Below are 20,794 nucleotides of genomic sequence, written 5' to 3' on the forward strand. Positions count from 1 at the left end.
TATCACAGATTTTCCTCAGATTTATACTTTATATTTCCGGGAAATAGCCTTACCATAGAAGCATGAAAATTTTAATTGTTGAGGACGAGCAGGCACTAAACAGCTCTATTGTAGATTACCTGCGGCAGGAAGGCTATACTTGTGAGTCGGCTGCAGAATACACGGCGGCCCGCTATAAAATTATTGATTTTGATTATGCCTGCGTTGTTGTCGATATTACCTTGCCTGGCGGTAGCGGGCTGGAACTGGTGCGCCTGTTAAAAGAAAACAGCCCCGAGACCGGCATCATCATCATATCTGCTAAAGATGCGCTAGGCGATAAAATAAACGGCCTGGAGATAGGAGCCGACGACTACCTGACTAAGCCTTTTCATTTATCGGAACTCAACGCCAGGCTAAAATCTATTATCAGAAGAAGGAATTTCAGCGGCCAGAAAGTTATATCCTTCGGCGACCTGGAAGTGATACCCGATTCTGCGGATGTGCGCGTTAAAGGTAAAAAAGTGGTATTGACAAAAAAAGAACACGACCTTCTGTTATACTTCCTTTCCAACCAAAAGCGGGTTGTTACCAAAGAGTCTATTGCTGAACATTTGTGGGGCGACCATATTGATGGACTTGACTCGCTGGACTTTGTGTACACGCACATCAAAAACCTGCGGCGTAAGCTGATGGATGCCGGCAGCACCGATTACATCCAAAATGTATATGGCCTTGGGTATAAATTCAGCGACGCATGAGAATCCTGACCAAAACCAGTTTATACTATGCGCTGGTGTCTGTGGCTGTGTTCCTGGTTGGTGGTATCCTGTTTTATACAACCATGCGCGAAGAGATCTACGATGAAGTAGATGATCAGCTGTTTACAGATAAGGAAAACATTATCAATTATATAAGGGTGCATGATCGCCTGCCAAACGTAACATCAGGTATATCAGAGGCTATACTTGTGAAGGAAGCGAATATGGCGGCACCCATCATGGAACAGCTTGCCGATACCTTAATTTTCAGCACTTACGACGAAGAGTATATTCCTTACCGCCGGCTTACTTTTACAGCATATCAAGGCGATAAGCCATACGAATACACTATCCTGAAGTCGTTGATGGATTTTCAGGACCTGGTGGAAAGTACCGTTCTGGCCATGCTCTGGACCTTTGTGCTACTCCTGATCGGGCTCTTTTTTGTAAACTATCTTGTAAGCCGCCACACCTGGCAAAACTTTTACAGCACTCTTTATAAGATTAAACGCTACCGCCTGGCACAGCAGGAGCCGCTGCAGCTAAGTGCTACCAACATCAAAGAGTTTAAGGAGCTTAACGAGGTTATTACCTCCATGACTGATAAGATCCACAGCGATTACATTAACCTTAAAGAGTTTACAGAAGATGCATCGCACGAAATACAAACGCCATTGGCGGTAGTTAAAAGTAAGATCGAACTCTTTATGCAATCCGATAACCTGACAAGCGAACAGGCAGGCATGTTGTCGGATATGTACGGAGCTATCAACAGGCTGTCGCGGTTAAATAAATCGCTTATATTGCTAACCCGCATCGAGAACAGGGAATTTCAGGTGCAGGACGAGGTGCCTTTGCAGGAAGTGATAAAGGAGCAGGTGAGCATATTGCAGGAATTTGCCGCCGTACGTAACATTACCCTTCAGGCCCTGGAATTGGAGGAAGTATACCTCAAAATGAACCGCGGCCTGGCAGAAGTGCTGGTTACCAATCTGCTGAACAACGCTATCAAACACAATCATGACAACGGCTATATCCGGGTGTACCTGACAGCCGACAAACTGTGCGTGGCCAATTCCGGAGCAAAGCTGGAGGAGGTGCCGGACTATCTTTTCAGGCGTTTTAAGCGTGCCTCAGCTGCTGTTGAGTCGTTGGGGATAGGGCTTGCGCTGGTGAAAAAGATAAGTGAAGTATACAGCTTCAGGTACGAGTACCAGTTTAAAGAGGAGCATAAGTTATGCATTCACTTTGATTCCCGCTCCTGAAACAGATCATGGCTTCAGAATTCCTACAAAATCACTTCGTAAGCTAACCTATACAGATTACCAAGATGATTGTAGATATGAAAAAACGGAGTTTATATAGCTTGCTTTTGGCAGGAAGCACCATAATGGCCTCTTGCAATACCTTCTGGGAAGAGGACCAGGTGCCTGAAAATATCAAAGTGCGCTTTGCAGAGATGTACCCTAGCGTAAAAAACGTTGACTGGGATTTAGAAAATACGCTGTACGAAGCTGATTTTAAAATCAATGGCAGGGAAAGGGAGGTGCTGTTGGATACTACGGGTGCTTTGGTGCAAGTATCAGAAGAGATTGATAAAGCGGATTTGCCTGAAGCTATACTTGCCCGAATGGCCAAAGAGTATGGCAACTACAATGTAGAGGAAGTGCACCGGGTGCAGCGCGATAAGCAACGCAGCTATGTGGTTGAACTGCAGCGAAGAACAAAGGAAGTGCTGATAACATTTGATGAGGCTGGCAATTTGTTAAACCTCACGGATCCAGAACCTGCTGCACTAAAGGCAGAGCAAGCTACAGTACTACCTGTTTCAATGTCGGATGACCGTGTTAACATGTTGGGTAAGCCCGTAGCGCGCTGGGAACTGCCGCAGGAGCTAAGGGAAATATCCGGAATTGCTGTGCTGCCAGACGAAAAGCTTGCCTGTGTGCAAGATGAACAGGGCACAATATTTATTTACGACACAAGCAAAAGATCCGTGGAAAGGCAAATAGACTTTGCCGGACCGGGCGATTATGAAGGCATTGTGATCATGGATGATGAAGCTATCGTACTTCGCAGCGATGCTACCCTGCTGCGCATAAAAGGATTTAGGAAGGAAAAGCCGCAGGTAACCAGCCATTCGCTTGGCCTTGCACCAACACAAGATACCGAGGGGATGGCCCTTGACGCTGCCCGGAACCGCCTGCTGATAGCCGGTAAAGGGTATGATAAGAAGTATGGCAGCAAGAAAACAATTTTTGAATTTGACCTTCAATCAAATAAAGTGAACCCCGAACCTGTTATACTTATCGAGCTGCCACAGAAGAACTTGGAAAGCAAGAAGAAAGCAAAAAGTATCTACGACGGGCTTCAGCCGGCATCCCTGGAAATACACCCGCTCACCAACGAACTGTATGTGCTTGATGCTGAAAACAGCAGAATAATGGTGCTGAGCGAACAGGGAAAGATCGTGAAATTAACTAACCTGAACCCCGCGGAATTGCCTAAAGCTGAGGGCTTAGCATTTGGGACAAATGGAGAAATGTATATTGCCAGCGAGGGTAAGAAGAAGGGCAAAGGAGTGATCACAAAGTATAGCCAGGGCTTATAAGATGGTTCAGGCTGCCACAGCCTCTTTTTTGACTGCTGTTGCCGGGGTGGTTGGTTTGGCCTTAAAAACTCGGGCCACCCACCTCGGAAACACAATGGCCCCTACCAGCAAGTATAAATAATAAGTTAAAATACGGTACAGCAATACCACAACTGTAGTAAATCCTCCCAAAAAAGCCCCGAAGAACGCAGGAAAGGATATTTCGGCTATGCCGGCACCACCTGGCGTTACAGATAAGAACAAGACAATTTTATAAACCAGGTTACGCGAAAACACGATCAAATGGTCCTGCATGCTTAAATGTGTGAAAGCCGCGATCAGGCAACCGATGATTATGTAACGGGCAGTCCAGACGAAGGCCGTGGAGATGCTGGCATGAAACCAGAAAGAAGCGTTTTTAGTGCGCAGGTGCTTGGATGCTATAAGCAGTTCGTTTGCATGCTGAAATAAAGCCGTTCTCCAGCGTTTAAAGGGCTTTAGCTGCCCGATACGTAGCAATAGCTTTTTAACACCCTTAGGGTTTATGAAAACAGCATAAAACATGGTGCTGGCATAAAGCGCGATCATGAGGTAGCTCACAAAAAATGCGATGCTTATACTTTCGCGTACAGTCTGGTTTAACCCAACCATTTCCGGGAAAACCTGGCCACCGGTAAAGAGCAGTACAAGCGGCAGCGCCACCACAAAGTATAAATTATCAAGCATGGCCGTTACCATTACCTGCGCTATCGATTTGCCCAATGCAATTTTTTCTTTGAACAGAATATAGGCTGCAATAGTAGAGCCACCAACAACTGAGGGCAGGGCGGAGGAGGCAAACTCCCATAGCATTATCACATTAAAGCTTTGCTTCCAGTTAAGTGCTTTATCTGTCAGAAAGCGTATGCGGTACATGTATCCAAAATCTCTTATAAAGAGCATCAGCAAGGTCATCCCGATCCAGAATGGGCTGGCATTTAAGAGGGTGTCCAGTTGCGCAGGCTCGTAGTTTTGGTACAGCATGTAAGCAATCACCCCTAAGCCTAAAAGAACAGGAAGTATAATCCGGGGTGCCGAAAAGTGCTTTTGAAAATTACCTTGGGTTAGCGCCATTCAATTTATAGTCTCAAGTGCAAGGCCACAATTTCTAAACCTATGTCAGTCGTAAATGTGCACCCTGGTAGTATAGGCTAAACCATAACCGTAAGTCAGGGTGCAGAAAACGAATGAGCTAAAACAAGGGCTTAGCTAGTGTTGCCGTGTATATCATCCAAATGCAGAAAGTACAATTTTAGTGCGTTTGGCGAGGCGCTATTTGGTAAAAGGAGAATTTATCAGGATGAAAGCAGCTATTGCAGATGTATGGCTAAACTCAGGGGTAAGATGCAGCTAGCAACCTATTGTCTCAAAGACGGCTACTTTTTTATAAAGCTTATTTTTTTCTGCCATAGAAGACAGGAAGAGCACTATTGTTGAGATATTGTAATGGTTCGAGACATCTATCAATAAGTCAGGTGTGCCATCGCGGTCCAGGTCGCCGGCCCACAGTAGCGTGTAGATGGATTCATCGAATTGCTCATTTTCTGCCAATGTCTGCTCAAGGCGTTTGCCGTGTTTGGTTCCCGTCACTTTCCAGCTGTAGTTATGGTACCTGTAAGCTTCATCGTGCAGTTTGGTGCTGTCTCCGTAAGCTTTTATGCTAAAGGGTTTGCCCTTAAATGTAAATTTAAGCTCTTTGTTAGCCGGAATTACACTTTGCGAAAAGCTAACGGTATCCAACTCGCCCTCTTTATACTTGGTAAGTCCCGTCAAATAAAATACTGTGTTTTCGGATTGACCTATTACTTCTCTGCCAGATATGATCCTTTTGCCATTTACCTCATTCTCGGAGTCGGTTACGGGGTCATAAACAGGCTGAACCTTAAAGCTGGCAGGGCGCAGGTAAAAACGTCCATTCTCATCATAAACAGCGAGCCAGGGCTTCTTTTCTGCATGCTGCCATACTTCCTGCTTATGAAAGCTACCCTCCAGCATCAACTTAAGCGGCGTATCTGGTTCAGGGGAGAGGTTTGCTGTGTCAGCTTCGTAGGTAATATATACTTCTTCCTTTTCTGTTGCTTCCGGTTCGTCTGCTATAGTGGCAACAACATGATCATGCTGCGGGACGGTAACAGTATTCTCAACAGACTGCTTACAGCTAAAACAAAAGGCAAGCGGCAGTAACAGAAGTTTACGCATAAATGGCTGTAGATTAAGCACGCAAATTAGTAAAATTAGCAGGAAGAACGTGGGCTCGTCAGTTTTAATTTGGATAAGCTTTTCGCAGATAAAAATGATTTAAATTAGGGTATTATTGCATTTAGAGTATTGATAACGAAAATTAAACCTGTCTCTGGTTAAACTAGTAATGCAAGTATATGCATCCTGATATAAACATTTTTGCTTTAGAAAATATAGGCTAATTTAATTCCGTTAACGCTAGCCTTTCCTGCATGTGTAACGTTGCAATACTATGAAGAAAAATCTGCTGATGCCTGGTGTTGTGGCGCTGCTGCTGGCTATGATTATAGCCGCAGCTTTAAAAGCGCCAACGGTAACTGCTAGCCTGGCGCTGGAGGAAGAGGAGGTGCTCAGGAACAAGATCAGGGGCGTGAGTTGGGTGGCAGGAGACTCCGTTACGCTGGAGCAACTGCAGCAGCTAAACAAGTATAACGTAACATGGATTGCGCAAACTCCATTTGGCTGGCAGAAAGCCTATAACGAACCCGATATTGTCATCAGCAGAGGCAACAGGGTATATTGGGGGGAGCGTGATAAAGGCCTTATCCATACAACGCAACTTGCAAAACAGGCAGGCCTCAAAGTCCTTTTAAAGCCTCATATCTGGCTCATGGACCGGAACAGCGGCAAATGGTTAGGCGATGTAGAAATGCAGAGCGAAGCAGCATGGCAGCAATGGTTCTCAAATTACAGCGCATTTATACTTCATTATGCGCGGTTGGCGCAGGAGCAGCGTATCGAAGCCCTTTGCATTGGCACCGAGTTATACTTGCCGGCTGTTATGCGCGAGCAGGACTGGCGAAATCTTATCCGTGAGGTCCGGAAAGTATACAAAGGGCAACTGACTTATGCAGCCAACTGGTACAAAGAGTATGAGGAAATCAGGTTTTGGGATGCGCTTGATTTTATAGGTATACAGGCATACTTTCCGTTAACAGGCAAAACAGAGCCAGGTGTGGCAGAGCTAAAGCAGGGTTGGGCTGTGCACCAGGCTGCAATTGTTAAGATGCAGGCCAAGTATAAAAAGCCTGTGGTATTTACAGAGGTTGGTTATAAAAGCACGCCTGATGCCGCCGTAGAACCATGGAAGTGGCCCGACAGAAACTGGCAGCAAATGCAGCTATCCGAGCAAACACAAGCCAATGCGTACGAAGCCATGTTTCAGCAGTTTTGGCAGCAGCCGTGGTTCGGTGGCACCTTTATCTGGAAATGGTACCCCAAACTGCGCGAGAACCGCCGCGACCACCTTGACTTTACGCCCCAAAACAAGCCGGCAGGAGAGGTGATGGCAAAATGGTATGGCGGCGGGGAGATAAAAAAAGGCCAGCGCTAAGCTGACCTTCTGTATACTTGTGTCTACTCTTTTTAAAGCAACTTGTATAACCTGTCTTTTAAGCCTGCGGATGCCTCTATCAGCGGTAACCGTACATAAGGTGAGCACACTCCAAAACGCTCCAGTACAGCCTTCACACCAACCGGGTTTCCTTCTTCGTACATCAGCGGGTTAAGGTCCACAAAATCATTTAAAAGCGCTGAGGCCTCCTTAAAATTGTTGTCAAGCGCAAGCGCAATCATCTTCGAGAATTTCTCAGGGAAAGCATTGGCAAGCACCGAAATAACGCCTTCCGCACCAAAAGCTGCCATAGGTATCGTTAGCAGGTCGTCGCCGCTAATCAGCATAAAGTCTGCTGGTTTGTGTTTGGCAATTGCCATGCATTGCTCCAGGTTGCCAGATGCCTCTTTAATGCCGATGATGTTTTCGTGCAGCGCCAGCTTTAAAGTGGTGTCTGCTGTTACGTTGCTGCCTGTGCGGCCGGGTACGTTATAAAGTATAACCGGAACCGGCGAGGCATTCGCAATCTGTACATAATGTTGGTAAATACCCTGCTGCGATGGTTTGTTATAGTATGGGCTAACAGAAAGTATAGCCGTGATGCCTTCAAGGTCTGTACTTGCTACCGTATCGAGCACTTGCTGGGTGTGGTTGCCACCTATGCCGTACACCAACGGTACGCGGCCGTTTACCTGCTTTTTAATTACGCGCAGTATTTCTGCTTTCTCTTCTGTTGAGGTGGTTACAGATTCTGCAGTAGTGCCGTTTACTACAATATAGTTTACACCGCCGTCTATAACAAAGGTAAGTAGCCGGGTTAATGCATCGTAGTCAACGGATAAATCTTCTTTAAACGGCGTTACCAAGGCCACGCCCGTTCCTCTTAGTTGCTCTCTGGTCATTTTATCTATTCTGAACTACGAAGTTCGAACTATGTATTGTAATCTGCAAATGATGTTACGACGTTGTGTCAAGTCAAAAACCGGTAGCAGTATTTGGTAGCTTTATTTTACGCTGCAATGCTTTAGCCGTGGCTTTACTGGATGTTGTTCTCCTCCACCCACTTCAGAAACTGCTCTTTGTATACTTCGCCAATCGGAATCTCCTTGTTCCCGATTTTTATGCGGCTTTTCTCGATGCTGTCTATTTTCTGCAGCGATACGATAAAAGAGCGGTGCACGCGCAGAAACTTTGAATCCGGCAGCTTTTCCATCATCTTGTTCATCGATAGCAGCGTAATTATTTTCTGGTCTTTCGTCTGGATAATGATGTAATCCTTCAGGCCTTCTATCCAAAGTATATCCCTGAAATCTACGCGTATGGTTTTGTAATCGGCTTTCACAAACATGAAGTCCTGCTCGTGGTGCTGGGGCTGCTGGGTGGCAGCTGCACTTGCACTAGCCTCGGGTTTGCCGTTACGCTGCATTCTTTCCTGTGCCTTGGTCACCGCTTTCAGAAAACGATCGAACGGGATGGGCTTTAACAGGTAGTCTACTGCATCCTGGTTGAATCCTTCCAGCGCATAGTCCGGGTAAGCTGTTGTGAAAATGATCATGGGCTGGTGCTTCAGTATGTTCAGGAACTGAATACCCGTCAGCTCAGGCATTTCAATGTCCAGAAACATCAGGTCTACCTGCTCATCCTGGAGCACCTGCATGGCCTCTGTGGCGCTGGAGCAGGTTTTAATTAATTTCAGGAAGGGCAGTTTGCTGATGTAGCTTTCTATAATGTCCAGGGCCAAAGGCTCGTCGTCTACGGCAATGCAGCGTATAGTCATAGTTTTGAGGTTATCGTTGGAAGTATAATTCTAAAGTTGCGTAAAAGGTACCGTCTCTTTCTTCGAAGTGCAGCTTGTGCCGGTTGTTATACAGCAGGTTAAGCCGGCGCTTCAGGTTTTCAAGGCCTATGCCGCCAAACTCACGTTTTTTGTGCGTACTGATGTTGTTTACGGTGCTGAAAATCAGTTTATCCTTCTCTACCACTAGGTTAAGTATAATGCCAATCTCGTTTTTACTTACCAGGCCGTGTTTAAATGCGTTTTCCACGAGCGTCATCAGCAGCATCGGGGCAATCTGCTTACCGGCCAAATCACCCTCAATGTTCAACTTTATACTCGTTTGTTCGCGCAGCCGCAGCTTCTGCAAGTCTATAAAATTCCGGATGTGGTCTACTTCTTTATCCAGGCTTACCAGCATGTCGTTGCTTTCATAAAGCATGTAGCGCATCAGCAAAGATAATTTCATGATGGCATCCGGCGTATCAGGCGACTGTTTGTAAGCTAATGAGTAGATATTGTTAAGCGTGTTAAACAGGAAGTGCGGGTTTACCTGCGATTTAAGATATGCCAGCTCAGCCGTCAGCTTCTGTGTCTCCAGCTCTTTGTTCAGGCGTTCGTTCCGGATGTAATTGCCTGTAACTTTCAAAGCCGAGCTAATAAATACCACTACCAAACCACTTACCACATACTGTATCAGGCGGTCTGTGCTGTAAAGCGTGGTCATGGTGGGGTTATACTTCCCAAAAAGGTAATAGTCAATCGGGGCCTGTATCAGGGCCAGAACAAAAAGGGTAGCCAGTACAGCTGTGATGTATAAGAAGATCTTGTTGCGGGCCAGGTACTTTGAAATAAGCACATACCAGTTAAAGTAGAAGATAAGCACCGGAAACAGGAGGCCTACCACCAGGTCTACGCCTTTGCCCAGGGTAATGGATTGCTTTGTGGATGCCAGGTAAAAGATCCAGATCCCGAATACAAGCCATACTACCATGTGTATGGCAATAGTATAACGCTTCCTAAGGGATATTACCGGTATCGGAATAGGCATGGTGTTCACGTGGAATTTTTGTTTATAGCTCTGAAATACGCGCTTTAGTAGATGCGTGCACTTTCAGCAGCTGCCTTTAATAGCTTAAAGATAAACAAAGTATCACATTTTCTGCATTTACCGTTGTGTTCTGTTTTTAAATTCAGATTTATACTTGGAATTGCACCTGCGGCTGTAGGGAAAGTCTCGAGTCTGTAAGCCTTCGTCTATACTTTGGGTGGGTTGGTATAGTATATTTTTTTTACTTGAATATTCTTCTTGTTTTGTATAAAGTAAATGGGGGATAAGTGTAACTACGGATCAGACCTAAGCTAGAACAGAAAGCATGCTGCTCCTGTTAGCTAAAGTATAAAGCGTTGTAATTCATGTTTGTTTGTTTAAGATGAGTGACGCCAGGCTGTTTTGCAGCCTGGCGTCTTCATTGTTGTATTTACAAAGTATAAATCTTAACGCACCATCTCCAGAAACTGATCTTCGGATAAAATCGTGATACCTAACTTCGTGGCTTTCTCTAGTTTTGCGGGGCCCATTTTGTCGCCGGCAACCAGGTAAGAAAGTTTAGCGGAGATAGAGGAGACCACCTTGCCGCCATGGCTTACGATCAGTTGCTGCAATTCGTCGCGGCTGATACTTTCGAAAACACCCGATATAACAAAGGTATGTCCGGCTAATTTATCACTTTGCATGGCAGGTGCTGTATTTTCGGAGGCAAACTTTAAGCCGGAAGCCTGAAGCCGCTCCACCAGCTGCACATGGTCCGGGTCCCGGAAGTACTCTAGTATAGAGTTGGCAATGCGATCCCCGATTTCGTTTATGGCCACCAAATCCTCATAAGTGGCACCGCGCAGGGCAACAATATCGGGTAGCTGCTCTGCCAGCTTTTTAGCAACTGTGCTGCCAACAAACCGGATGCCTAAAGCGAACAACACCCTGTCGTATGGTGTTTGCTTCGACTTCTCCAGGCTCTTTAAAATATTATTGGCAGATTTTTCGCCCATGCGCTCCAGGTTCAGCAACTGCTCAAATGTAATGTCATAGAGGTCGGCTGCGTTGCGCACAAAGCCTGCATGGTATAGCTGCTCAATGGTTCTGGGGCCCAGTTCATCAATGTTCATCGCCTTGCGGCTGATAAAGTGCTCCAGCTTAGCCTGTATCTGCGGGGCACAGCCTTTTTCGTTAGGGCAGTAAAAGTTGGCCTCGCCTTCAGAGCGCACCAGTTCCGAGCCGCAGGCCGGGCAATGGGTCGGGTAAAGTATAGGCTGGCTGTCTTCGGGGCGTTTGCTGAAGTCTACTCCTGTAATTTTAGGAATAATCTCGCCGCCTTTTTCTACAAAAACGGTATCGCCCAGGCGCAGGTCCAGGCGCTGAATTTCGTTGGCGTTATGCACAGAGGCTCTTTTTACCACCGTTCCGGCTAAAAGTACCGGCTCCAGCAGCGCCACAGGCGTAACGGCACCGGTTCTCCCTACCTGGTATTGTATGCCCAGAAGCTTGGTCGCCGAGCTCATGGCAGGATATTTATAGGCAATAGCCCACCTCGGACTTTTAGCAGTATAGCCGAGCTCTTCCTGCAGGTGATAGTTGTTTACCTTTATCACCACACCATCGGTGGCTATGGGCAACTCAAAGCGGCGTGTTTCCCATTCGTTTATATAAGCCAGCACATCATCAACAGACCCGCACTTGCGCCAGGTATCAGATACCTTGAAGCCCCATTTCTGGATGGCCTGCAAGCTCTCGGAGTGTGTCTGGAACGGACTGTTATTGCAATGGAAGCTATAAGAGAAGCAGCCAAGCTTACGGCTGGCCACGATAGCAGAATCCTGTTGTTTTAGGGTGCCAGAGGCTGCGTTGCGAGGGTTTGCCAGCAACTGCTCTCCGGCTTCTTCGCGTTCGTTGTTCAGTTCTTCAAATACCTGCAAAGGCAGAAAAACCTCTCCACGCACTTCAAACAGCTCAGGATAATCCTGGCCATGCACTTGCAATGGGATGTCCCGAATGGTGCGTACGTTCGCCGAAATGTTATCGCCTCGTGTACCATCGCCACGCGTGGCGCCTTGTACAAACTGGCCATTTTCGTAAGTTAAGCTGATTGCGACACCATCAAACTTCTGCTCACACACATATTCCACATCATCGCCAATGGCTTTACGCACCCGTTTGTCAAACTCCCGTAAATCCTCTTCAGAGTATGTGTTGCTAAGGGAAAGCATCGGGTAACGGTGGTAAACAGTATCAAAGCTTTTAGTAATGGTACCGCCTACGCGCTGGGTAGGGGAGTTGGGGTCGCGCAGTTCGGGGTGCTGGTCTTCCAGGTCCTGCAGGCGTTTCAGCATGGCATCAAACTCAAAGTCCGATACCTCTGATACGCTGTTCTGGTAATATTGGTAGTTAAGGTAATTTACGCGGTGTGTTAGCTCTTTTATTTCCTGAGCCGGGTCTTTCTCTGGGGCCATCATCAGTCTGTTTATACTTCTGTAAAAATAGGGAAGAGATTTTTAATTTTAGCCTTGATTTTTAACTCTTGCAAGTATAAGCTTTGTAAACAAAACAGGCTCCCGGAAAGGAGCCTGCCAATTTATACTTTAGCGCATGTTCAGAGCCAAACCGTAAACTTGCTTTTATTTCAGCTTAACGCCATCGGCTACAAACCGTAGTTCTTCTTTTGGTTCGGTAATGGCTGCCACTTCCTCTTTCGTTTTACCGGCATCCTGTGCGTAATGGCGCTGGTCGTCTACAGAAATAAGTTCACGCTTTGCTGTTCCGGTAAAAACTACTTCGCGTCCTTTCAGGTCCTCAATAGGCAGAAAGAAGCCGTAATCGCGGAAGGTTACTTTCATGGTGCTGTTATCGGCCAGTTTTACATCCATCCAACAGCCTTTTGCCTGGCAGCTTTCCACCACTTCTGCACTAACTATAGCCTCAACAGAATCCTTACCTTGCACCAGCGTTTGCAGCTGCTCTGTGCTGACAATGTTTTCTTCTGCAAAATCACTTCCGTATATGTTTTCAGCAGCAGCTGTTTCGGTTGTGGCAGTTGCTTCAGCGGTATCTGTAGTTGGTGCGGTTTGGTTACAGGCAGCAAGTGCAGCAACAGCAAAAAGGCTTAAAACGGTTTTTTTCATGTTCCTTACATTGGTTAGGTGGATTAGTAAAGATATATAAATCACCGGAAGTATAAATCAAGAAATGGAATAAAAAATGAGAAGCTTGTAGCGTAGGGAAAATAACCTTAAAAGGCTACATTTTATAAGAGATAAAATACTTGATATTTTATTAATTAAAAACTTTAATTAATCAGGCCTAATATATTGACTATAAGTATAAAAATATTAAAAATATATTAATAATACATTGTCCCATTAAATCAGGTTGAGTAAGGAATCTAGATGTGCTGGTTATTTTCACAATGGCCCTGTGAATTGGCAGGCGCAGCAGGCAGGAGAGGGGTTTTTATACAGATATTACACAGTATGGCGTTTGTTACACAGTTAACTATACTTTGTAGGTGTAGATATAGTGTGTTTTATACTATAAATCATAAAATCAGATATATAGGTATTGTGATATAAAGTATATGTTTAATTAAGCCGTAAGGTTTATGCACTAATTAAGTGCCCTGTCCTGAAAAATGATGTAGCCAATGTGAAAGAGAAGCCCCCATTCTTTTACTGTGTCTCCGTAGTAGTTTAAGCTTACAGCAACCGGACCGATAATGCTATGATACACTAAATTTGTGCTGCCAATAAAGGAGGTGCCGTGTAGCATCTCACCGTAGTATGCCTGCTGTTCCTGGTTTTGCAAAATGGGCTTGTATGGCTGGAAAGCATACCCTTCTAAACGAGCCTCTATGCGGGGACTGATAAGGTAAATATACTTGATGCCGCCCGCCAGGTATTGGTGGCTCCGGTAGTTATCCAGAAACAATGTTTTGCTGTCTGCGAGTGGTGTAAAAGCAGAAGCAGAGGTAAGCGTGGAACGGTAGTTCATAAAGAAGGGCTGGTTTGAAACAACGCCTTCAAGTAAATATCCGAACCGGTGTTTCTGCTCGCCCAGGTAGCGTTCATAGGTTGCTTTTAATTTATACCATTCGTGCTCGCTTTGCTGCTTTGTGCTGATGGTACTGGTAGAGCCGGGGCGTAAAGTTTCGCGGCCGTTAATGTAGCGTGCCGATGCTGTTAGCATAGAGCCGGCAGACGCAAATTGTTTCCGGTTTAAATGCCCACGCTTAAAAGTAATGCCCGCCGATAAGGCATTGAAGTTTGTTTTATCGAGGGTGTCGGTGCTTAAAATCTCTAGGCGGTTACTGTAGCGATCTATGGTTTGTATAAAGCCAGCGTTTAATACCAGCTTTCCTTTGTAGGTGTTCGTGAAGCCCAGCCCCAGGTTATAGTTTCTGTCTGATTGCTCGATAAAGGGCAGCTTGTCGCGGTCCAGCAGGAAACCTTTTGTAGATAAAAAGCTCCAGTTGTTGTAGATAAAAGAGGGTTCCAGGTAATACGGCAAGCGAGCAGGCATATCGATGCGAAGGCGTGCCCGCGCTGCCTGGTAAAACCGACCTGTGTTAAAGCTGCTCGAAAAAGTATACAGTTTTTTACGAAGTAAACTGTAGTCGAAGCCTGCATAAATGTTGTCGATGGGCCTGGATGCGAGTACACCACCAACAGAAAGTTGTAATTCCTCGTCGTGCTGCATGTCCAGTTTAAATTCGTAGCTCTTTTTTTCGGTGTTATAAAGGATGGTAGGGTACATGCTCCGGAAACTTTCAATAGCGGCCAGCCTGAAATAACCTTTTTTAATATCCTGCATGGTGTAGTTGCTGCCTTCTTTCTGGAAGAATTTCCGCACAAAAGCACCCTGGCCCGGTGTTAAGCCAGAAACGGAGATATCCTCGAACGTCAGGGTTGAGAAGTCTTTTCTGTAGGCCTGCCGTTTTGCAGACATTTGCTCAGGGGTAACGCGGCGTCCGACTTTCCTTTTTATTTCTTCCATTTTTTCCTGGGCAGCGTTGTAGCCTGCATTAAATAGCGTGACTACTTCGCTGAAGTCCAGAGCGGTCAGGTTGCCGGTATTGGGCTGCAGGTATACATCTTTAGCGCCAAGTGCAGTAGAGTCGCTGTTAGACAGCATGGAAAAGTATAGCGTTTGCGGCAGGTCAAAGTCATCTTTGCCGTAAGGATACTCTTTAAATGTTTTGGGAGAGACATTAACCCCAATCACAATATCAGGCTTAAACTCACTTCTTGCCACATCCACCGGAAAGTTATTGTACAAACCTCCATCGTATAGCAGGCGGCGCTCAATTCGTATCGGCCTGAACACTAGTGGCACCGTCATGGTGGCTCTTACCGCATCTGCTAACTGCCCTTTAGAGAGGATTACCTGTTGCTGTGTATAAATATCTGAAGCCATACTTCTGAAGGGCACCATCAGTTTATCGAAATCATACTTGGCTTTTGCCGACGGCTGGGCTAGCAACTGCGCAAAGGCAAAGTTTAGCGACGCCCCATTGGCCAGGCTGGAATTCAGGTGCATCTGGAAAGTTGAGTCCAGCGACAGGTTGAGATGCAGAAAAGAGGGGCTAATATCAGGAGAGGCATAATTGTAGGTATAAGTGTCCTCTGTGCGGCCCCGAGCCCAATCCTGAAACTCCTTCGTGTTAAAAAGATACTCTATTTCGCTAGGCGAGTATCCGGCTGCGTATAAACCGCCTACCACCCCACCCATCGAGGTGCCTATCACATAATCAACGGGTATGTTGTTTTCTTCTAAAGCCTTTAAAACGCCTACGTGGGCAATACCCTTGGCACCGCCACCACTAAGTACAAGCGCTACTTTTTGTGCGGATGCCCTAAAGGTAAGCGGGCACAAGGGCAGCAAGGCTAACGAAAGTATAAGCAGCCGTTTAAATAAGGGCATAGGCATTGTCAGGTGATATTAGGTATAGTGGCAAAATTCTTGAAGGCTGGTGTCGCTCCTCCGTTCAGCGTATTTCCATTCCTACCCATCGGGCGTTATTTAAAGTAATCATTATGCGCCCCGTAAGCAGGTTAAAGTACTGAACAGGCACACTTGCCGAGAAATTATCAAGCATCAGGTCGAAGCTGGTATTAAACACAATGGCATTTCGGTCTGCCGTCAGGGCCAGGGGTATAACCATCTGCTTTGTAGCACCCTGCAGGCTTATGGTGGTTGTCTTGTTGATGCTGCCCGGGTATAAATTGCTTCCGCTCACCTTCTCAACAGGAGCATCTATAAAGAGCACCAAGTCGGGATATTTTGCCGCAAAAAAAACATCATAGGCCATGTTAGGGGGTATGGTATCGTTTATCGGTAAGAGGGTGGCGATGTTCAAAACACACTCCAGCTTTTGCGTGTTGTTGTTGTAACGCACAAGTAGTTCATCAGAAGTGAAGTTATAAGCCCGGTTTATACCGTGAAGCGTTACCAGCACTTTATTGTTGCTGGTGTAGTTTGTGACGTTCTGTGCCTGCACCTTGCAAACAAATAACACAAACAGTACGGTAAGCAGGCTGTTATAAAGTATAGGTTTTGGCATACAGGTTTATTTTAGCATCTAATCCTATAACGAATTTTATTCAGAAAGGTAATTGCCGGGAACACGAACATGCAAGATGTGTAAATGCAAAACGGTTGGCGAAGGCGCTGGCAATTTGGGTGCAAAAAGGCTGAAAATACAGCTATACACTCAAATTAAATGATATAAATGCAAAACTATACTTGGTAAGGTAGTGTATAAAGTAATAACTGATTACAAGAAGCTTAGCCCCGCACCAGTTGCTTTGCTTCGATGCAAGTTGGAAATACCGCATGGATCCAGATAAAAAAAATAAAGTAAATCCGAAGCAACTCTCAGCCTTTGGGAAAATGGAGAGAATGCATCCTATCCGGATGCTGTTGTTCCTGAGCATGATCGGGATAGGAATGCTTTTCTTTATACTGGTAGTGGCTTTTGCGCGAACGGGTGGGTTTCTGAACGATAACTTCGAGTTGCCTAAATTTTTCAGCATCAGTACGATTTTACTTCTCTTTAGTAGTTATACTATAAGCAAGGTGCCCGCCAGCTACCGCAAAGACAAGTTAAACCGCATGACGCGCTACCTGGGCATTACCCTTGGTTTTGGCGTTCTTTTTATTGTGGCACAAGTACTTGGCTGGAATGAGATGACCAAATCCGGAATTCACTTTTCAGGAAAGGCCTCTGGTACTTATTTATACTTGATTTCAGCGTTGCATATTCTGCATCTGCTTGGCGGCCTGATCTTTCTTTCTTTTCTTTTCTTTAAAACAGCGCATGTAGCCGCTGATGGTGTTCGCAGCCTGATCTTTATCCGCGACCCTTACCGTAGTCTGCAGCTCTCGATGCTGCGCAGCTACTGGAATTTTATGGACTTTCTGTGGTTAGGTTTATACTTGGTGTTCCTGTTTATGGCTTAGTATAACTTACTTGTTCACCTGGTTTATACTTTGGGAATTACTCTTACATTAATGCTATAGCTACAAAGCTTATGCCTCAGGTTTTGTGCTTTTAATATTCGCTGGATTAGCAGATGCATTTCATATAAACAAGGGGCCCATACTAACGAGTATGGGCCCCTTGTTTTGAGAGTTGTTATACTTACCGCACTATGGTTACTGAGCCTTTGTAGGTGGTGGTTTGGTAGTCAATCACGTAAAAGTATACGCCATCGTTTACGCCTTTCCCATCCCATTTAAAGTTATTACTGGTGCTTGCAAACACCTCTTTGCCCCAGCGGTTAAGAATTTTGATGCTGGCAAACTGAGCTGTGCAGAAGTCTTTTGGTAAGGCAGGTATCTCAAAAAAGTCGTTTAAGCCATCGCCGTTAGGTGTAAAAATATTAGCAGGCACGTAATCAGCGATAACCGGTACCTTTACTCTGAATTCCATGGTTATCTGCTGGTCCGGATACGGGGAACACGCCTGCTCATTTAAATCAAATGTTACGCGTAGTACGCCTCTGTCGGCTGCCAGGCAATTGGCTGTCCAGGTAAATTTGCCGTCAGCGGTCCCGTTAGCGTTCTGGCTGTTAAAGCTCATCCCCATTTCTTCCAACGAGAAACCATCACCTGTTGCTTTCATGGTCAGGGCATTTAAATCGATGTCACGGCCAAACAAGTTTGCCTCAAATGCCTCGTTCAGTTCCAGGTCAAACACAAGTATGTTTTTATCACTTGTAAAAGTAGGGGCATTGTTTGGGGCCGTAATCCTAAACTCGAATACAAGCTGTTGGTCTGACGACGGGGCGCAGGCTGTTTCTTTTAAAGTAAATGTAACGCGCATAACGCTTTGTTGTGAGCCATTGCAGGTGGCAACCCATTTAAACGTACCTTCTGCGCTGCCTTCGCCACCCGTGCTGCTAAACGCCATGCCTACATCTGCCAGGTTAAAACCATCTCCTGCAGCCTGTAATGCAAGGGCGTGCAAGTCTATGTCTTTCCCGAATATCTTCGCTTCGAATGTTTCGCCAACCTCTAAGTTAAATACTGTAACCTGTTTATCCGAGCTGATTACTGGAACATTGTTAGTATTATCCGGCCTTACCTCAATGGTTTCGGTGCGGCTGATGGTTTTGCCACAGACGGTTGTGTTTACAATAAAATCAATCTTGTAAGACTCCTGTAGTGCCCTGCAGTCTATGTCCCATCTAAAGGGGGAGCTAACCTGGCCGGCAGCCGTTTTCGACTGGAAGGTTATCCCCTGAGAACCCAGATCAAAATTTTGCCCGGCAGCGGTGATAGTGACATTGTCGTTGTCTGCATCAAAGCCCAGGGCATCAAAGGTTAATACATCGCCATTCTTAACCCTAAATACTCGTTCTGTTGTAGATAGCGCTACTGTAGGGGCAGCATTGGGAACAGGCTCGATTACAAAGCTTAGCCTTATAGTATCTTGTCGTGGCAAACTACACCCGTCATCGCGCACGATCAGGTCCATTTGGTATACTTTACCCTCGGTATCAAAGCACTCCGCAAAACAGAGGGTGGCTTTAAGAGAATCGGTGGAGGTGCCCTGGTTGATGATGCCGCTGGTAGGCCCCTGGAAACTGTAATCCTGGCGAGAGAAATTAACAGGTCGCGCGCGCAAGGCTAGAAACTCTGCTCTGTCAGGGTCTGTGAAATAAACATCAATGCAGCGATTGTCTGTCGGGCTGATGCGCAGCACCTCGCCTTTGTTATAAAAGTCTTTTTTGCCTTGCTCCCGGGCAGCTACAGCAGGTGTCTCGTTTGTAGGGCAATCGAGCACAAGTACCTGAAAGTCGCGGCGCACTTCTCCTATCTTTTTACCATTTCTGTATTCCTGGCACCTGATGCCAAACACAAACAAACCCTTGCGGTTAGGCCGCATCGTAAGTTGGCCGGTCTGGCGATCAATGTTCATGGGGGGAGAGCCCTGTACCTGGGTGCTTGCGCTGTAGCCGGGTAGCCAGGATATAAGCGGGTAGGGCTCTGGCCGTGGTGTAATGGTGTAGACTGGCATTGCCGGCGTAGTATAGCCATTTAAGGGCGTCACCATGTCGTATACTAAAGAGTCGCCATCTGGGTCTGTGCCGTTAAATTCAAAGTAAAAAAGTTCGTTTACACAGGCATAGTCGCTTAATGGCGGAAAAAGTACAGGAGAGGAATTTTGGAAAAACACGCCGTTTTTTACAACCGCCGGAAACTCCATGTAAAAGGTTTGGGCGGCACTTTCGGGGTTAATGATGTTGTTGATGGTGCTGTTGCGGCAACAGCGCTCCCAGGTAACATAGTAACCGTCAGGGCTGTTAAAGCGGTTTGGGTCCAGGAAAATGTTTTCAAAGTATACTATCTTACTTGTTTTAAGCTCCCCGACAGTACAATCGATATTGGTATAGTTAACAGGTGTTCTCGTTCGGAAGGGCATTACCTGTGAGTACATCAGGCGGTTGGTTCCTTTCTCGAAGAAGTTTACCGTTACCGATTGGTCCAGAGCGCCAGGGCTGCCGTTTACATCATCGAAGTATAAATTAAGCGTAAGCCTGTAGTTGTAGTTGATGATGTGCCTTAGTTCGAACTCACCGCCTACGATGTGTGTAGCATAGGTGTTGGCACAAAACAGGAGGGTAAACGCTAACAGCAGTAAACGTAGTTTCATGGGCACAACAGTATAAAGTATAACTGGAATTGTCTTATTAAATGTATCTAAAAGAAATGACATTTAAAAAAGACTGCCGCACATTAAAATTGTGTAAAACGGCATTGTATCCTGTTTGTTTTATACTGTAACTGTTAACGCTGCTCTTGCTGGGGTTGCAGCACATCTTCTAATAGCTGCATAAATGGCAAAGGCTTACTGAAGAAGGCATTTGTATAGGTGTTTGCAACAAAGCGTATATAGCCCGGATGCTTGTTTACCGACACAAAGTCAAGATGAATGCTGCCATAAAGCTGGTTGCAGACTGTAGTGCCCGGCACATCAGCAGGCGGCGGATTAAGCACATGATGCTCTACTTGCTCTGTATACCGTTCGTGCTGTACCAGCCGGGTGTCGGAGCTGTGCAGTTTATAACCTAATTGCTGTGTACGCTCTTTCAGCAGCTCAAACAAAAAAGCAAAATTCTGTGCCCCAATGCTTGCATCGTAAAATAAGATGGCGCCCTGTAAATTAGGCTCCTCTACAAGCTGTACTCTACAAGGTGTAGCGCTGATGCTGCATTTCTGATAATGGTAGGCTTTAAAGAAAGGCCCGGTCCAGTTTAAGTATACTTGTGCGGCCAGCCAGTCCTGGTATGCTGCCAGGAACTTTTGGGAGCGGTGAAGGCTAATGCACCTGTGCGCTGCTTTTTTGAAGCCAAACAATCGTTGAAAAAATTCGTTAAACGGCATTTGATAATTTACTCATAAACATAAAACCAATGAAATAGTTTATGAAGCATTATCACCTAAATCAGATTACTTCTTACATTAAGCAAATTTTAGAAATAAAGGGGAGGGGCTGAGGAGCTCAACCTGTAAAAGAATTTTT

The 20,794-nt window shown here is 45.8% G+C and carries 16 protein-coding genes; 5 read left to right on the forward strand and 11 right to left on the reverse strand.

Annotation, left to right across the window (positions count from 1 at the left end; translation table 11 throughout):
* Window positions 1-62 precede the first annotated feature (62 nt).
* From Q1A23_RS06980 to Q1A23_RS06990, 3 genes are all read left to right on the forward strand, one after another.
* Window positions 63-740 (forward strand): response regulator transcription factor, encoded by a 678-nt coding sequence (locus Q1A23_RS06980; protein ID WP_299821412.1) that lies wholly within the window; start codon window positions 63-65, stop codon window positions 738-740.
* A complete protein-coding gene (locus tag Q1A23_RS06985; RefSeq protein ID WP_299821414.1) occupies window positions 737-2,005 on the forward strand; it encodes a HAMP domain-containing sensor histidine kinase in 1,269 nt (422 codons plus the stop codon). Before Q1A23_RS06980 ends, Q1A23_RS06985 begins: the two co-directional genes overlap by 4 nt.
* Window positions 2,006-2,130: 125 nt before the next feature.
* On the forward strand, window positions 2,131-3,351 hold the full coding sequence (locus tag Q1A23_RS06990; RefSeq protein WP_299821416.1) for an SdiA-regulated domain-containing protein: 1,221 nt from the start codon (window positions 2,131-2,133) through the stop codon (window positions 3,349-3,351).
* A gap of 6 nt (window positions 3,352-3,357) precedes the next feature.
* Here Q1A23_RS06990 and Q1A23_RS06995 read toward each other — a convergent pair whose 3' ends face one another.
* Both Q1A23_RS06995 and Q1A23_RS07000 read right to left on the reverse strand, forming a co-directional pair.
* The gene (locus Q1A23_RS06995) at window positions 3,358-4,443 is read right to left on the reverse strand and encodes a lysylphosphatidylglycerol synthase transmembrane domain-containing protein (RefSeq protein ID WP_299821418.1); all 1,086 of its coding nucleotides are present in this window, start codon (window positions 4,441-4,443) and stop codon (window positions 3,358-3,360) included.
* 276 nt (window positions 4,444-4,719) lie between these two features.
* A complete protein-coding gene (locus Q1A23_RS07000; protein WP_299821420.1) occupies window positions 4,720-5,568 on the reverse strand; it encodes a hypothetical protein in 849 nt (282 codons plus the stop codon).
* Window positions 5,569-5,842: 274 nt separating this feature from the next.
* Between Q1A23_RS07000 and Q1A23_RS07005 the strand changes: the two genes are divergently transcribed.
* Window positions 5,843-6,943, forward strand: a complete 1,101-nt coding sequence (locus Q1A23_RS07005; protein ID WP_299821422.1) for a hypothetical protein — start codon at window positions 5,843-5,845, stop codon at window positions 6,941-6,943.
* Between the two features lie 32 nt (window positions 6,944-6,975).
* Here the strand turns inward: Q1A23_RS07005 and dapA are convergent, their stop codons facing one another.
* From dapA to Q1A23_RS07040, 7 genes are all read right to left on the reverse strand, one after another.
* Entirely contained in the window at window positions 6,976-7,845 is an 870-nt protein-coding gene (gene dapA / locus Q1A23_RS07010) for a 4-hydroxy-tetrahydrodipicolinate synthase (protein ID WP_299821424.1), read from the reverse strand.
* Between the two features lie 134 nt (window positions 7,846-7,979).
* The gene (locus Q1A23_RS07015; protein WP_299821426.1) at window positions 7,980-8,720 is read right to left on the reverse strand and encodes a response regulator transcription factor; all 741 of its coding nucleotides are present in this window, start codon (window positions 8,718-8,720) and stop codon (window positions 7,980-7,982) included.
* Window positions 8,721-8,730: 10 nt separating this feature from the next.
* Window positions 8,731-9,768 carry a sensor histidine kinase gene (locus tag Q1A23_RS07020; RefSeq protein WP_299822289.1) on the reverse strand — a complete coding sequence of 346 codons (1,038 nt, stop codon included), beginning with the start codon at window positions 9,766-9,768 and terminating at the stop codon, window positions 8,731-8,733.
* Window positions 9,769-10,214: 446 nt separating this feature from the next.
* Window positions 10,215-12,224, reverse strand: a complete 2,010-nt coding sequence (ligA, locus tag Q1A23_RS07025) for an NAD-dependent DNA ligase LigA (protein WP_299822292.1) — start codon at window positions 12,222-12,224, stop codon at window positions 10,215-10,217.
* Between the two features lie 165 nt (window positions 12,225-12,389).
* Window positions 12,390-12,893, reverse strand: a complete 504-nt coding sequence (locus tag Q1A23_RS07030) for a DUF4920 domain-containing protein (protein WP_299821428.1) — start codon at window positions 12,891-12,893, stop codon at window positions 12,390-12,392.
* Window positions 12,894-13,374: 481 nt separating this feature from the next.
* Window positions 13,375-15,687 (reverse strand): patatin-like phospholipase family protein, encoded by a 2,313-nt coding sequence (locus Q1A23_RS07035; RefSeq protein WP_299821430.1) that lies wholly within the window; start codon window positions 15,685-15,687, stop codon window positions 13,375-13,377.
* A gap of 64 nt (window positions 15,688-15,751) precedes the next feature.
* The gene (locus Q1A23_RS07040) at window positions 15,752-16,327 is read right to left on the reverse strand and encodes a hypothetical protein (RefSeq protein WP_299821432.1); all 576 of its coding nucleotides are present in this window, start codon (window positions 16,325-16,327) and stop codon (window positions 15,752-15,754) included.
* A gap of 272 nt (window positions 16,328-16,599) precedes the next feature.
* Between Q1A23_RS07040 and Q1A23_RS07045 the strand changes: the two genes are divergently transcribed.
* Window positions 16,600-17,226, forward strand: a complete 627-nt coding sequence (locus tag Q1A23_RS07045; RefSeq protein WP_299821434.1) for a cytochrome c oxidase subunit 3 — start codon at window positions 16,600-16,602, stop codon at window positions 17,224-17,226.
* Between the two features lie 181 nt (window positions 17,227-17,407).
* On the opposite strand, the gene Q1A23_RS07050 is transcribed toward Q1A23_RS07045, so the two are convergent.
* Both Q1A23_RS07050 and Q1A23_RS07055 read right to left on the reverse strand, forming a co-directional pair.
* Complete coding sequence (locus Q1A23_RS07050) at window positions 17,408-19,924, reverse strand: gliding motility-associated C-terminal domain-containing protein (protein ID WP_299821436.1); 2,517 nt, start codon at window positions 19,922-19,924, stop codon at window positions 17,408-17,410.
* Window positions 19,925-20,058: 134 nt separating this feature from the next.
* On the reverse strand, window positions 20,059-20,655 hold the full coding sequence (locus tag Q1A23_RS07055) for a hypothetical protein (RefSeq protein WP_299821438.1): 597 nt from the start codon (window positions 20,653-20,655) through the stop codon (window positions 20,059-20,061).
* Window positions 20,656-20,794: the final 139 nt, after the last annotated feature.

Source organism: uncultured Pontibacter sp. (assembly GCF_947492645.1).
Taxonomy (GTDB): domain Bacteria; phylum Bacteroidota; class Bacteroidia; order Cytophagales; family Hymenobacteraceae; genus Pontibacter.

What these genes read in the sequence shown, in the direction of transcription:
- Q1A23_RS06980 (WP_299821412.1), top strand. Translation starts at nt 63, where the DNA reads ATGAAAATTTTAATTGTTGAGGACGAGCAGGCACTAAACAGCTCTATT.
- Q1A23_RS06985 (WP_299821414.1), top strand. Translation starts at nt 737, where the DNA reads ATGAGAATCCTGACCAAAACCAGTTTATACTATGCGCTGGTGTCTGTG.
- Q1A23_RS06990 (WP_299821416.1), top strand. Translation starts at nt 2,131, where the DNA reads ATGGCCTCTTGCAATACCTTCTGGGAAGAGGACCAGGTGCCTGAAAAT.
- Q1A23_RS06995 (WP_299821418.1), bottom strand. Translation starts at nt 4,443, where the DNA reads ATGGCGCTAACCCAAGGTAATTTTCAAAAGCACTTTTCGGCACCCCGG.
- Q1A23_RS07000 (WP_299821420.1), bottom strand. Translation starts at nt 5,568, where the DNA reads ATGCGTAAACTTCTGTTACTGCCGCTTGCCTTTTGTTTTAGCTGTAAG.
- Q1A23_RS07005 (WP_299821422.1), top strand. Translation starts at nt 5,843, where the DNA reads ATGAAGAAAAATCTGCTGATGCCTGGTGTTGTGGCGCTGCTGCTGGCT.
- dapA (WP_299821424.1), bottom strand. Translation starts at nt 7,845, where the DNA reads ATGACCAGAGAGCAACTAAGAGGAACGGGCGTGGCCTTGGTAACGCCG.
- Q1A23_RS07015 (WP_299821426.1), bottom strand. Translation starts at nt 8,720, where the DNA reads ATGACTATACGCTGCATTGCCGTAGACGACGAGCCTTTGGCCCTGGAC.
- Q1A23_RS07020 (WP_299822289.1), bottom strand. Translation starts at nt 9,768, where the DNA reads ATGCCTATTCCGATACCGGTAATATCCCTTAGGAAGCGTTATACTATT.
- ligA (WP_299822292.1), bottom strand. Translation starts at nt 12,224, where the DNA reads ATGGCCCCAGAGAAAGACCCGGCTCAGGAAATAAAAGAGCTAACACAC.
- Q1A23_RS07030 (WP_299821428.1), bottom strand. Translation starts at nt 12,893, where the DNA reads ATGAAAAAAACCGTTTTAAGCCTTTTTGCTGTTGCTGCACTTGCTGCC.
- Q1A23_RS07035 (WP_299821430.1), bottom strand. Translation starts at nt 15,687, where the DNA reads ATGCCCTTATTTAAACGGCTGCTTATACTTTCGTTAGCCTTGCTGCCC.
- Q1A23_RS07040 (WP_299821432.1), bottom strand. Translation starts at nt 16,327, where the DNA reads ATGCCAAAACCTATACTTTATAACAGCCTGCTTACCGTACTGTTTGTG.
- Q1A23_RS07045 (WP_299821434.1), top strand. Translation starts at nt 16,600, where the DNA reads ATGGATCCAGATAAAAAAAATAAAGTAAATCCGAAGCAACTCTCAGCC.
- Q1A23_RS07050 (WP_299821436.1), bottom strand. Translation starts at nt 19,924, where the DNA reads ATGAAACTACGTTTACTGCTGTTAGCGTTTACCCTCCTGTTTTGTGCC.
- Q1A23_RS07055 (WP_299821438.1), bottom strand. Translation starts at nt 20,655, where the DNA reads ATGCCGTTTAACGAATTTTTTCAACGATTGTTTGGCTTCAAAAAAGCA.